The 11,864-nt window shown below is 72.4% G+C and carries 13 protein-coding genes; 9 read left to right on the plus strand and 4 right to left on the minus strand.

Features of this window, described 5'->3' with window-relative positions:
- The first annotated feature begins 371 nt into the window (after window positions 1-371).
- Window positions 372-3,665 carry a DEAD/DEAH box helicase gene (locus tag JOE48_RS16010; RefSeq protein ID WP_210031333.1) on the plus strand — a complete coding sequence of 1,098 codons (3,294 nt, stop codon included), beginning with the start codon at window positions 372-374 and terminating at the stop codon, window positions 3,663-3,665.
- Between the two features lie 64 nt (window positions 3,666-3,729).
- Window positions 3,730-4,164 (plus strand): heme-binding protein, encoded by a 435-nt coding sequence (locus JOE48_RS16015; RefSeq protein ID WP_210031335.1) that lies wholly within the window; start codon window positions 3,730-3,732, stop codon window positions 4,162-4,164.
- 13 nt (window positions 4,165-4,177) lie between these two features.
- Here the strand turns inward: JOE48_RS16015 and JOE48_RS16020 are convergent, their stop codons facing one another.
- A complete protein-coding gene (locus JOE48_RS16020) occupies window positions 4,178-4,741 on the minus strand; it encodes a PAS domain-containing protein (protein WP_210031337.1) in 564 nt (187 codons plus the stop codon).
- A 446-nt stretch (window positions 4,742-5,187) separates the two neighbouring features.
- Here JOE48_RS16020 and JOE48_RS16025 point away from each other — a divergent pair, with 446 nt between their 5' ends.
- From JOE48_RS16025 to JOE48_RS16035, 3 genes are all read left to right on the plus strand, one after another.
- On the plus strand, window positions 5,188-6,459 hold the full coding sequence (locus JOE48_RS16025; RefSeq protein WP_210031339.1) for a Zn-dependent hydrolase: 1,272 nt from the start codon (window positions 5,188-5,190) through the stop codon (window positions 6,457-6,459).
- 18 nt (window positions 6,460-6,477) lie between these two features.
- The gene (locus JOE48_RS16030) at window positions 6,478-6,789 is read left to right on the plus strand and encodes a hypothetical protein (RefSeq protein ID WP_210031341.1); all 312 of its coding nucleotides are present in this window, start codon (window positions 6,478-6,480) and stop codon (window positions 6,787-6,789) included.
- 108 nt (window positions 6,790-6,897) lie between these two features.
- Window positions 6,898-7,356, plus strand: a complete 459-nt coding sequence (locus tag JOE48_RS16035) for an SRPBCC domain-containing protein (protein ID WP_210031344.1) — start codon at window positions 6,898-6,900, stop codon at window positions 7,354-7,356.
- Between the two features lie 21 nt (window positions 7,357-7,377).
- On the opposite strand, the gene JOE48_RS16040 is transcribed toward JOE48_RS16035, so the two are convergent.
- Window positions 7,378-7,629, minus strand: coding sequence for a hypothetical protein (locus JOE48_RS16040; protein ID WP_192710665.1), 252 nt, complete (start codon window positions 7,627-7,629; stop codon window positions 7,378-7,380).
- Window positions 7,630-7,801: 172 nt separating this feature from the next.
- On the opposite strand from JOE48_RS16040, the gene JOE48_RS16045 reads away from it, so the two are divergent.
- From JOE48_RS16045 to JOE48_RS16055, 3 genes are all read left to right on the plus strand, one after another.
- Window positions 7,802-8,536 carry a spermidine synthase gene (locus JOE48_RS16045; protein ID WP_210031346.1) on the plus strand — a complete coding sequence of 245 codons (735 nt, stop codon included), beginning with the start codon at window positions 7,802-7,804 and terminating at the stop codon, window positions 8,534-8,536.
- 64 nt (window positions 8,537-8,600) lie between these two features.
- Window positions 8,601-8,807: a hypothetical protein gene (locus JOE48_RS16050; RefSeq protein ID WP_210031348.1), complete on the plus strand. Its 207-nt coding sequence runs from the start codon at window positions 8,601-8,603 to the stop codon at window positions 8,805-8,807.
- Window positions 8,808-9,074: 267 nt separating this feature from the next.
- The gene (locus JOE48_RS16055; RefSeq protein ID WP_210031349.1) at window positions 9,075-9,623 is read left to right on the plus strand and encodes a hypothetical protein; all 549 of its coding nucleotides are present in this window, start codon (window positions 9,075-9,077) and stop codon (window positions 9,621-9,623) included.
- A gap of 24 nt (window positions 9,624-9,647) precedes the next feature.
- Here the strand turns inward: JOE48_RS16055 and JOE48_RS16060 are convergent, their stop codons facing one another.
- Together JOE48_RS16060 and JOE48_RS16065 are read right to left on the minus strand one after the other, a co-directional pair.
- Complete coding sequence (locus JOE48_RS16060; RefSeq protein WP_210031351.1) at window positions 9,648-10,010, minus strand: hypothetical protein; 363 nt, start codon at window positions 10,008-10,010, stop codon at window positions 9,648-9,650.
- Between the two features lie 175 nt (window positions 10,011-10,185).
- Window positions 10,186-11,139 (minus strand): LysR family transcriptional regulator, encoded by a 954-nt coding sequence (locus tag JOE48_RS16065; RefSeq protein ID WP_210031353.1) that lies wholly within the window; start codon window positions 11,137-11,139, stop codon window positions 10,186-10,188.
- 101 nt (window positions 11,140-11,240) lie between these two features.
- Here JOE48_RS16065 and JOE48_RS16070 point away from each other — a divergent pair, with 101 nt between their 5' ends.
- Complete coding sequence (locus JOE48_RS16070; RefSeq protein WP_210031355.1) at window positions 11,241-11,849, plus strand: YceI family protein; 609 nt, start codon at window positions 11,241-11,243, stop codon at window positions 11,847-11,849.
- Window positions 11,850-11,864 lie beyond the last annotated feature (15 nt).

Consider the following 11,864-nt stretch of genomic DNA (forward strand, 5'->3'; position numbering starts at 1 on the left):
CCCAAGTGTGTTCCGGCCGCGCAGCCCTGGCGGAGTGACGCGCGGGCCGTTTCCACGACGACAAGCTTCTGATCAGCCGTGCGGGATCCCGCGGCGGCCCGGACTTTTCGGATGTCCGATAGCTGAGCGGGACGGCGGTGGATACCGGTATCTGCAATCGCAGATTGTACGGTGGCCCTCGGGTCCAACCGGCCACGCCAGCCTGGAGCGGCCCGCGCCGCCCGGGTCACGTTTGCGTGTCCCGGGGGCGGCGCACGCGGATCCGGAAGGGCGCGGTGGACGGCGCGTCCTGTGGATCGGATCGCCGCGGACGGGAGCCTCGGCGGCGGATGCGGCGTTGCCGGCTCAACGGGGGCGGGTTCGGATCGGGCATGGCCAAGCGCAGGACGAGAACGGGCGCGCAGCAGGCTTCGGAGGAGGCACCGCTGATGCCCACCGGTGCGCTCGCGGTGGCGCTCCTCGGCTTCGCCGAGACGGCCCGCCCGGTCGTGCACGTCGCCCGGGATGCACGGCGCCTGGAGGATCTCGCCGCGACCCTCCGGGCGCTCGATCCCGACGCGCAGGTCGCGGTCTATCCGGAATGGGACTGCCTGCCCTTCGACCATGCCTCGCCGTCGCGGGCCACGATGGGCGCCCGGGCAGCCGTGATGCGCTGGCTGACCGACCGGGACGCGCTGCCGGACTTCGTGCTGACCACGGCCCCGGCCCTGGTCCAGCGCGTGCCGCCGCCGGAGACCTGGGCCACGGCCCGCGTGACCCTGCGGGTCGGCGACCCGCTCGACGTCGCCGCGGCGACGGCCGACCTGAAGCGCCTCGGCTACATCCTCGACGAGCGGGTCGACGAGCCCGGCGAGATCGCCGTGCGCGGGCGGACCGTTGAGGTCTTCCCGGCGGCCGCGCCGCGCCCCTGCCGGATCGAGCACGCGGAGGGCCGCGTCACCGCGATCCGCTCCTACGATCCGATCTCGCAGCGCTCGGTGGCAGAGGCGGACGCGCTGGTGATCGATCCGGCCACCGAGATCATCCTGGAGCCCGGCTCCGGCCAGAGCTTCCAGCCCTTCACCGGCCAGGAGCATCGCCTGGACCGCTACTACCCGCGCCTCGTCACCCTGTTGGATTACCTGCCCGAGGCCCACCTCGCGGTCGAGGACGGGACGCAGGCCCGGATCGACGCCTTCTTCGAGCAGATGGAGGAGGCCCGGGCGCGGCTGAAGGCCCGCGACGACCGCGGGCAGGCCGGCGCGGGGCTCTACCTCACGCAAGACGCGTGGCGGGACCTCGTGGCGGCGCATGCCCGGCTCACCGCCACGGAAGCGGCCGGCGAGTCCCGCGCGATGCCGGTCTTTACCGGGGAGCGCCGGCCGGGAACGGCCTTCGCCAGGATCCTGCGCGAGCGGCTGAAGGCCGGCGACGTCGTCGTGCTCGCCGGAACGGCCCGCCCGCTCCGCCGCCTCGTGCGCCAGGGCAGCCGGATCGCCGAGCGCCCGATCCGCCTCATCGACGGCTGGGCCGACGTCGCCGCGGGGGCGCCCGGCGATATTCTCGCCCTGGAGGCGCCGCTGGGAGCCGGCTTCCGGGTTCCCGAGCAGGGCGTCACCGTGATCGCCGCCGCCGACCTGTTCGGTCCGGATGCCGCCGTCACGGGCGGCGCCCGGGCGATCCTGCCGATGGGCGAGGTCGATCTGCGCCCCGGCGACGTCGCCGTCGACCGCGACCGCGGCCTGTGCGTGTTCGACGGGCTGGAGCCGGTGACGGCGCAGGGCGAGGCGCCGTCCGAGGCCCTGCGCCTGCGCTTTGCCGGCGACGCGATCCTGATGGTCCCGGTCTCCCAGGCGGACCGGATCTGGCGCTACGGCCCGGAGCCGGACGCCGTCACCCTCGACAAGCTCGACGGCGGCACCTGGCCCCGGCGGCGCTTGGAGGCGGAGGCCACCATGGCGCGGACCGCCCGCCTGATGCTGGAGGCCGCCCGTGCCCGCCGTGAGACCGCGGCGCCGGTCCTGGCCCCGCCGGCCCGCGACATGGAGCGCTTCGCCGCCGGCTTCGGCTTCGCCCCGACCCCCGATCAGGCCGCCGCGGTCGACGCGCTGATGGCCGATCTCGCCTCCGGCCGGCCGATGGACCGGCTGGTCTGCGGCGATGTCGGCTTCGGCAAGACCGAGGTCGCCCTGCGGGCGCTCGCGGCCGCGATCTTCTCGGGCAGGCAGGCCGCGCTGATCGCCCCGACCACGGTGCTGGCGCGCCAGCATGCCGAGATCCTGCGCCGCCGCTTCGGCCGGTTCGGTGTCGAGGTCGCGCAACTCTCGCGCCTCGTGGCCCCGGCCGAGGCCAAGCGCGTCAAGGCGGGTCTTGCCGACGGCACGATCCGGCTGGTGGTCGGTACCCACGCGCTCGCCGGCAGCGGCGTCCGCTTCGCCGATCTCGGCCTGACGGTGATCGACGAGGAGCAGCGCTTCGGCGCCAGGATGAAGGCCGACCTGCGCCGGCTCGCGGAAGGCGGCCACGTGCTGACGCTGACCGCGACCCCGATCCCGCGCACGCTCCAGGCGGCGCTGGTCGGCCTCCAGAGCCTGAGCGTCCTGGCCACGCCACCGGCGCTGCGCCAGCCGGTCCGCACCGTGGTGGCGCCCTTCGACGCGGACGCGGTCCGCGAGGCGCTGATCCGCGAGCACCGCCGGAGCGGCCAGAGCTTCGTGGTCTGCCCGCGGATCGAGGACATCGCCCCGATGGCCGAACGCCTGCGCGCCCTCGTGCCGGGCCTCGACATCCTGGTGGCGCACGGCGACCTGAAGCCGTCGGCCATGGACGAGGTCATGGTCCGCTTCGCCGAGGGCGACGGCGACGTGCTGCTCGCCACCGCCATCGTCGAGAGCGGCCTCGACGTGCCGCGGGCCAACACCATGCTGGTCTGGGACGCCGCCCGGTTCGGGCTGGCGCAGCTCCACCAGCTCCGGGGCCGCGTCGGCCGCGGCCAGCGCCGCGGCACCGTCCACCTGCTGAGCGACCCGGCCGCGCCGCCGCCGGCGGCCGCGCTCCAGCGCCTGCGCGCCCTGGAGGCCCTCGATCGCCTCGGCGCCGGTTTCGCGGTGAGCGCCCGCGACCTCGACCTGCGCGGCGCCGGCGATCTCGTCGGCGAGGATCAGGCGGGCCACGCCAAGCTCGTCGGGCTCGGCCTCTACCAGCACCTGCTGCATTTGGCGCTCACCGCCGCCAAGGGTGGGCGCGCCGAGGATTGGAGCCCGGAGATCGCGCTCGGCCTGCCGAGCCGGATCCCCGCGGATTACGTCCCCGAGCCGGAGATCCGCCTCAGCCTGTACACGCGGCTGCTGCGCCTGCGCGAGCCCGAGGCGATCGAGGCGCTGGCCGGCGAGGTCGAGGACCGGTTCGGCACGGCCCCGGCCCCGGTTCTCGCCTTGTTCGACCTCGCGCGGCTGCGCGCCGCCTGTTGCGAGCTGGGCGTGGCCCGGCTCCGGGGCGGTCCGCAGGGCGTCGCGGCCGACCTCAGGCCCGACCGGCCGCTCGCTGCCCTGGCGGTGGAGGACGGGATCGTCCTGCGCGAGGGCCGCGTGGTCTGGAAGCGGCCCTGTCCCGACGCCGCCGCCTGCGCGGCGCTGGCGGCCGATCTCCTCGACCGCATTCGCGCCGCCCGGGACAGCGCCGGCTGAGCTTGCGCGAGGCCGGACAAACCGTCACAGGCTGTCCCGGGAGAAACGCGAACGGGAGTGTCCCATGCACGTCACAATTGAGCAGGCCGAGAAGGCCATCGCCGCCGCCCGGGCGAAGGCGACCGAGCTCGGCACCCAGATGTGCATCGCGGTGGTCGATTCCGGCGGCAACCTGAAGGCGTTCCACCGCATGGACGACGCCTGGGTCGGCTCGATCGACATCGCCCAGAAGAAGGCCAAGACGTCGGTGTTCTTCGGCATGATGACCGGCCAGATCGGCCAGCTGTCGCAGCCCGGCGGCCCGCTTTACGGGATCGAGCACTCGAACGACGGACTGATCACCTTCCCGGGCGGGATCCCGATCGTCGACGCCGACGGCGTGATGTCGGGAGCGATCGGCGTCAGCGGCTCGACGGTGGAGAACGACCACGCCGTCGCGGAGGCCGGCGCCAAGGCCATCGGCCAGACCGAGCTGCCGGCCCATCCCTGGCGGACCTGAGCCCGGAGGTTGCTCAGGCCACGCGCCGCGCGATCGCGCGGCCGATCCCGAGGAGCAGCATGCCGGAGATCATCCGCAGGTACGTGTCGCCGTGGCGCTCCAGGGCGGTGTGGACCCGGAGGCAGTGATCGGCCGCCGCGTCCAGATGTTCCGCATCCAAGGGCCCGGGCGAGCCGCTGCCGTCCGGCAGCGCCGCCGACCGGCTGTGGAGGTCGGTGATGTCGATATAGGCGCCCTGCCCGCGCAGGGTGCCGGCCGCGTCGGGCGTCAGGCAGCCCCGGTTGAGGATCCAGCGGGTCTCGCCGGTCCCGGTCACGACGCGGAACTCGAGGGAGACCGGCCCGCCTTCCTGCCGGACGCGCCGGATCTTCCCGAAGACCCAGTCGCGGTCCTCCGGATGGACGCGCCCGAGGGCGACGTCGAGGGGCAGGGGCTGGCCGGCGAGGCTCAGGTCGCCCGCGAGCAGCGTGGCGGCGCCGGCGTCGAGCACGGACCGGCCGGCAGGAACATCCGTATCCCAGGTGCCGACGAACCCTGCAGCCTGCAGGGCAGGGGCTGCCGTGGAACCCAGAAGCATCGAACCTCCCTGGCCGGCATGACCGGCGATCGTACGGTGACGGACGGACCCGTGACGACACAGGCAGCCGGTCGCTGCGATGTCCAGGGGCGTAGGCGCGTTAATCAGGGCGCGGCCCCGGACATGTCGTCGCGGCCGTACGCACAGTGCCATATGAGACTTCAAGGACATTGGCAACTTGAAGATGCGAAATCGAATAGTCCTCGTCGGCACGACAGCAAGCGAATGACGCGGTTTGCGTTGGCGGATACTTGCCTGTCGGGCGAGAGAGGGCGGCCGGGTGGCGCCGTGACGCCGCCGCGCCGCGCCGTGATCTCGCGGATCGGCCGCGCCGTGGGATCATGACGGCGCCCGGAGGACCGAAATCTTTGCCCTGGCGATCCCTGGTGCGGGCCCGGATCGCGTCCTAACCTTGCAACTTCCGGTACATGTCGGGCAGAGGCACCATGAATCACGGTTCGCATCGTACCAACATCCCGCTCTCGCAGGACCGGCTCTGGGACAGCCTGATGGAGCTCGCGCGGATCGGCGCGCTGCCCAATGGCGGCAACGACCGCCAGACCCTGACCGATCGCGATGCCGAGGGGCGGGCCCTGTTCCGGCTTTGGGGCGAGGCGGTGGGGCTGACGCTCACCGTGGACCGGATCGGCAACATGATCTTCCGCCGCCCCGGGCGGGATCCGAGCCTGAGGCCCGTGGCCATCGGCAGCCACCTCGACACCCAGCCCACCGGGGGCAAGTTCGACGGGCCGCTCGGCGTGCTCGCCGGGCTGGAGATCATGCGGGCCCTGCACGAGGCCGGGATCGAGACCGAGGCGCCGCTCCTGCTGATCAACTGGTGCAACGAGGAGGGCGCTCGCTTCGCCCCGCCGATGAGCGGCAGCGGCGTCGCCATGGGCATCGTTCCCGAGGCTGAGATCCTGGCCACCCGCGACCTTGCCGGCCACGTCTTCGGCGACGAGCTGCGGCGCATCGGCTGGCAGGGCGCGGCCGATCCGGCCGGACTGCGGGAGATCGGCGCCTATTTCGAGCTGCATATCGAGCAGGGCAAGCGCCTGGAGGATGCCGGCCTGACCATCGGGGTGGTCGACCGGGCGCTGGCCCAGATCTGGTACGAGATCACCGTGCTGGGCGAGGAGGCCCATGCCGGCAGCCCCATGGCCGGCCGCCGGGATGCGATGATGGCCGCGGCGGCGCTGATCGCGTCCCTGGAAGGGATCGCCCGGGAGGCGGTCGGCGCCGGCGACGAGCGCGGCCGCGCCACCGTGGGCGTGCTGACAGCCGAGCCGTCGAGCCGCAACATCACGCCGGGCCGGGTCTGGTTCAGCCTCGATACGCGCCACGGCGACACCGCCCAGCTTGAGGCGATGCGGATGCGGATCCTGGCCCGGGCCGACGCGCTGGCGGCCGAGCGCAATGTCACGATCCGCGTCGCGGAGTTCTGGCGCGCGCCGCCGACCCCGTTCGATCCGGTGCTGGTGGACCGGGTCCAGGCGGCGGCCGAGGCCCGGGGCCATGCCTGGACGCGCATGCCGACCGCGATCTACCACGACGCCGTGTACTGCGCCCGCGCGGTGCCGGCGGCCCTGGTGTTCTGCCCCTGCCACGGGGGCATCAGCCACAACGAGGCCGAGAGCATCACGCCCGAATGGGCGCGGGCCGGCATGGAAGTCCTGGCCGACGCGGTTCTGGCGACGGCCGGGATCGCGCGGCGCTGAGAGGAGGCACGGTCCGGCATGTCCGACGACAACGTCATCCGTCCGGCCTTCGGGGTCCCGCGAAAGGCCGCGCCGGCCGCGCGGCCGGAGCCCGAACCCGCGCAGGCGCCGCTCCGCGTCCTCGGCACGGGGGCGGGCCACCGGGTCGGCCTGATCCGCGATCCGTCGGCGGAGGAGGGCGACGTGGTCCGCGTGGTCGTAGGCCCGGAGGACGAGCCCGCCGTCGAGACCGTGGCGCTCATACCCGCGACCGCCGACGCGGAGGCCGAGGCGGAGCGGATCGGCTTCGCGATCCTGCGGGCGCTGGAGGTGGTCGAGGGCGCGATCTGAGCCGCACCGGCTCCCAGGGAGCGTGTTCTCCAGGAGGCGCAGTGCAAGGAGCACCGCGCGAGGGGCACCGCGAGCCCGAACGGGCGGCGGTTCGATCGGGAGGGATGGATGACGATCGGCAGGGTCAGCAGCGCCGAGCTTCCGATCCCGGCGCGGGCCGGGATGGTCTGGTCGGTGCTGACGGATCTCGAATCCTATCCGGCGTGGAACCCGTTCATCCGCAAGGCCGAAGGGCAGCGGCGCGCAGGGGCGCGCTGGCGCCTGGAGGTGACCCTGAACGGCCGCGCATACCTGACGGTACGCGCGCAGGTCACCTGCTGGGAGCCCGGCCGGCGGCTGACCTGGCGCGGCGGCGTTCCGGCGATGCCGCGTCTCCTCACGGGCGCGCACGATGTCCGGATCACCGAAACCCGCCAGGGGGTCTGCCTCGTCCAGGCGGTGACCGTCTCGGGCCTGCTCGCGCCCGGCCTGTTCCCCTGGCTGCGGACCCGCACGCAGGCGCGCCTCGCCGAGATGAACGAGGCGGTGCGGGACGAGGTCGCCCGCCGGATGGCCGAGACCGCCTAGGCGATCGCGGCCATGCCCGGTTCAGACGACCGGCTTCGGCTTGACGATCGGGGAGCGCGACAGGCTCTCGATCTCGCGGCCGGGCCGCCCCGACTTGCGGGCGATCTCCTCCTCCTGCTCGGCGATGAGCTGCCGGGCGGGCTCGTCGCCGTCCAGGCCGCCGAGGATCTCGACCGGGACGCGCCGGTTCGAGGCTCGGGAGCCGTCCGTGTAGACGATATCGAACAGGACGAAGCCCCGCTCCTGCGGTCTCGACTTGATGCGCTTGGCCATAGGTGCTGATACGCCGCCGGAATCGCTCGCGGCAAGGCGCGGTGGCAATCGCAGGGTTGCACGGCGCGCACGTGCCGCACACAAGCCGCACCCGGCGCCGCTCCGCGGGCCGTCACCGACCCTGCTGCCCGTCCTGCACGCGCGGCCCTGTCACCAACCGAGGACGATTCCCGTGATACCCTGGGTTCATCTCGATACCGGGTCGGTGCCCGGCGGCGGCACGGATCTGCGCCTGATGCGGCGCGGCGACGAGTTCGCGATCCTCGCCGACACGATCGAGCTGATGAACAACCGCCGCAGCGGCTCCGAGGTCGCGCTCGCGGCGCTGGCCTGCGCGCGGCTCAAGGACAGGCCGCGGGCCCGGATCCTGATCGGCGGCCTCGGCATGGGCTTCACCCTGCGGGCGGCGCTCGAGCATCTCGGTCCCGACGCGCAGGTCGTGGTGGCCGAGCTGGTCCCGGCCGTGATCGCCTGGGCCCGGGGTCCGCTCGCCCACGTCTTCGCCGGCTGCCTGGACGATCCGCGCGTCGACCTGCAGGAATCCGACGTGAACCGCCTGATCCAGGCGGGGCCGGAACGCTACGACGCGATCCTGCTCGACGTGGATAACGGCCCGGAGGGGCTGATGCGCCGGTCGAACGACCGGCTCTACGACAATTGGGGGTTGAAGCGCGCCCGGTGGGCGCTCCGGCCGGGCGGCATCCTGGGCGTCTGGTCGGGCGCGCCGGACCGGAAGTTCAAGAGCCGGATGCAGCGCTCCGGCTTCGCGGTCGACGAGCAGCGGGTCCATGCCAGCGGCCGGGGCAGCGGGCCCAAGCACGTGGTCTGGATCGGGACCCGGACCGAGGGGGCCGCGGAGACCGGCCGCCCCGGCACCGGGCAGCCGCGCGCCGCCCGCTCGCTCTAGGGCCTGCTGCCGCTCACGGTCGCACCCCCTAGGCCCGCCCCGCGATGTTCCGCACATTCTACGTATGGGTGCGAATGGCGGGCATCTCTACACGGTTGAGGTCAGGCCGAGCCGGCATGATCCGGGCCGCTTCACCTGGGCGATCCGCGACCGGGGCAAGCTGGTGCGGGGGTCGTACCGTCCTCACGCCACCGAGCATGCCGCGCGCGCCGTCGCGCTGGCCGAGGTCGAACGCATGATTGGCCATGATGGACAATCGGGCGGGACCTAGACCCGTCGTTCCATGCCTTTCGCGCATACAGACTCGGCCCAATTGCGCCACTTATGCATACCTCCCGGGCCGTCGAACTCTTGCCTGCCGCAATGCGGTATCTTATCTCTGCATTGCGGGATGGCGATGGCGTCGCCGTCCCGCTGCCCTTCTTGGGCGTTTCCTCCCTAGACTTCGGGCCGCTCCTTCGGGAGTGGCCTTTTTTGTTTGCGCAGATTCGGTCCGGATCAAGCGGAACCAGGAGCTTGGCGGTTCGTTTTTCACGCCATGGAACACTATCGCTCCACCCTGGCAACCACCGCCATTGCCGTATTCGGGCTGGTCGTGGCAGCGCATACTCTGCATCCGGGCAATTACGAGGAGCAGACGCGTCCGGCACGTCCGGTCGTTGCTCCGGTCGCAGCCCAGGCTGCCTGGACCGATCCGCCGGCGCGGATCGCCGCGCCCGAGACGACCGGTGCGATCCGGCGCGCCGCGGAGAGCGCGAGCGCGCTCCCGTCCGCCGTCCCGGCTCCGCAACTGGCCGCGGTGATCCCGCCCGACGCGACGCCGGCCTTGCCGCTCCCGCGCGAGATGGCGAATCCGGCCGAGCCGCTCCACAGGACGGCGGCGTTCCATCGTGCCCGCGGATCCGAGCGCGCCGCACGCCGGGGTGCCCGCCTGCGCCACGTACCGCTCGCCCGCACCGCTCAGGCCGACCGGGCTGCCGTCGCGCCGCCGGCCGCAGGTCCCGTGCAGGCCGCCCCGGATTCCAGCGCCCGGATCGACCCGATCGGCGACATCATCCGCGGTCTCGGCTTCGGCCGCGACAGCTGACCGCGCGCCCCGGAACCGGAACGCCTATTCGACGTGGATGGTCAGCTTCATCTTCGGGTGAATGCCGCACTGGATCACGAAATCGCCGGGCTCCTTGAGCGTCAGACGCGTCTCGGTGCCGGGATCCTGATCGCCCGCATCGAATGAGAACCGGTCCGCCTCGATGAAGGCGTGATGGGTCAGGCTCTCGTCGCCGTTGCGCAGGGTGATCGTGTCGCCGAGGCGCAAGTACAGGTCGGTCGGCGCGTAGTGGCGCCCCTTCTGCAGGACGATCCGGACCGTGCTCGACAGCATCGCCCAGGCTGTCCCACCGGCGTAGCCCGAAGCGGCCAGCGCAAGGGTCCCGATGATGAGCGTGGAGCGCAGGCACCTGCTGCAAGGGGGCATGACGGGCGTCCGTGCGAAGTCCGAGGCGTCCCGGGACGGAGGGGTCGTTCATCGAGCGGTCCGGGATCCGCTGCCGCGCATCATGCCCGGCATCCCTCTCCATCCCGATACGCGTCACGATAAAATTTTATCGACCTCGCGGTCTGCTCTGGTCATATATTGAAAAACAAGCTGTTTAACTGTATTCGTTTACAGGATCATAGTGTTCGCGACAGTCGCGGGCCGCGAGCGCCGCGCGCACATGCTCCCGGAACACGTTGACCCGGGCCGGCAGCTCGCGTCCGGCCAGGGTGACGGCCCGCAGCGCCGCCCCGCGGGTCGCCCAGGGCGCCAGGACACGCACGAGTGCGCCCGATTCCACCGCCCGGGCTGCGACGAGGCTCGGCAGATGACCGATCCCGGCGCCCGCCAGGGTCAGGCGGTGCGCGCTGGCGAAGTCGCTGACCCGGATCGCCGGACTCACGGAGAGCGGCTCCGTGCGGCCCTGCCCGTCGGAGAGGGGCAACCCCGCCGCGCCGAACCGCTCGCGCGCGAGGATCAGGTCGTGCCCGGCGAGATCGGCGAGCTGCGTCGGGGCCGGCCGGCGCAGCAGGTAGGCGGGGGCGGCGTAGAGGCCGACCGCCAGGGTCGCCAGGACCAGCGCGCGATATCCGGTCTCCTCCGCGCCGCCGAGCCGCAGGGCGATGTCGATCCGGTTGGCCGCAAGGTCGAGGCGCGCGTCGGTGTTGAGCATCTCCACGGTGATCTGCGGGTAGGCGTCCCGGAAGCTCGCGACGATCTCGGGCATCACCTCGATCCCGAAATCGATCGAGGTGGTGAATCGCAGGTGCCCGGCCGGCACCGTGCGGGCGTCGCGCGCGGTCTCGGCCGCCTCGTCGAGGAGCGTCAGGCTCTCCTGGGCCTTGGCGTAGAAGGCCAGACCCTCGGCGGTCGGCGAGACCGCCCGGGAGGTTCGCGCCATCAGCCGGGCACCGAGCGCCCGCTCCAGCCGCGAGATCCGCCGGCTGACGCTGCCCTTGGTCTCGCGCAGGCTGGCCGCCGCCGCCGTCACGGTGCCGAGATCGACGACGGTGCAGAAGGCCCGCACATCGTCCAGCCCACCCCGGAAGGTTTCCGTTCTCGCAACCATGCGGTTCCGGATAGCAGGCTCAACCGGGGCCGTGAACGGGGCTACAGGGTCGCTGCGGCGCAACGAATCGCGCTCGACCGTCTGCTCTGCAGGAGACACCCTTGAAGTCGATTCTCGCCTCCGGCCTTCTCGCCCTGCTGGTCGCCACCCCGGCGCTGGCTCAGACTCCGCCGACCCGCGACCCCGCGCAGATCCAGGCCGGCACCTACGCGGTCGATCCCGGCCACACCCAGGTCGGCTGGCGGGTCTCCCATATGGGCTTCTCGAATTATGCCGGCGGCTTCTCGGACGTGTCCGGCACGCTGGAGCTGCAGCCGAAGAACCCGGCCGCCGCCAAGCTGTCTGTGAAGATCCCGGTCGCCTCGGTGGCGACGACCAGCGCCAAGCTCACCGACGAGCTCAAGGGTGATCAGTGGCTCGACGCCGCCAAGTTCCCCGACATGACCTTCGTGTCCACCAAGGTCGCGCCGGCCGGCAAGGACCACGCGAAGGTGACGGGCGACCTGACGCTGCACGGCGTGACCAAGCCGGTGACGCTCGACGTCACGCTGGTCGGCGCCGGCGTGAACCCGCTGAGCAAGAAGGTCACGGTCGGCTTCGAGGCCACCGGCACGCTCAAGCGCTCGGAGTTCGGGGTGAAGACCTACGTGCCGCTGATCGGCGACGAGCTGCACCTCACCATCGCGGGTGCCTTCGAGAAGCAGGACTGACCTGAGAGGATCCGC

It is taken from the genome of Methylobacterium sp. PvR107, assembly GCF_017833295.1.
GTDB lineage: Bacteria > Pseudomonadota > Alphaproteobacteria > Rhizobiales > Beijerinckiaceae > Methylobacterium.

Coding starts and splice junctions, on each gene's coding strand:
- JOE48_RS16020 (WP_210031337.1), bottom strand. CDS start 4,741: ATGCTTCTGGGTTCCACGGCAGCCCCTGCCCTGCAGGCTGCAGGGTTC.
- JOE48_RS16025 (WP_210031339.1), top strand. CDS start 5,188: ATGAATCACGGTTCGCATCGTACCAACATCCCGCTCTCGCAGGACCGG.
- JOE48_RS16015 (WP_210031335.1), top strand. CDS start 3,730: ATGCACGTCACAATTGAGCAGGCCGAGAAGGCCATCGCCGCCGCCCGG.
- JOE48_RS16035 (WP_210031344.1), top strand. CDS start 6,898: ATGACGATCGGCAGGGTCAGCAGCGCCGAGCTTCCGATCCCGGCGCGG.
- JOE48_RS16065 (WP_210031353.1), bottom strand. CDS start 11,139: ATGGTTGCGAGAACGGAAACCTTCCGGGGTGGGCTGGACGATGTGCGG.
- JOE48_RS16055 (WP_210031349.1), top strand. CDS start 9,075: ATGGAACACTATCGCTCCACCCTGGCAACCACCGCCATTGCCGTATTC.
- JOE48_RS16050 (WP_210031348.1), top strand. CDS start 8,601: ATGGGTGCGAATGGCGGGCATCTCTACACGGTTGAGGTCAGGCCGAGC.
- JOE48_RS16060 (WP_210031351.1), bottom strand. CDS start 10,010: ATGCCCCCTTGCAGCAGGTGCCTGCGCTCCACGCTCATCATCGGGACC.
- JOE48_RS16040 (WP_192710665.1), bottom strand. CDS start 7,629: ATGGCCAAGCGCATCAAGTCGAGACCGCAGGAGCGGGGCTTCGTCCTG.
- JOE48_RS16030 (WP_210031341.1), top strand. CDS start 6,478: ATGTCCGACGACAACGTCATCCGTCCGGCCTTCGGGGTCCCGCGAAAG.
- JOE48_RS16010 (WP_210031333.1), top strand. CDS start 372: ATGGCCAAGCGCAGGACGAGAACGGGCGCGCAGCAGGCTTCGGAGGAG.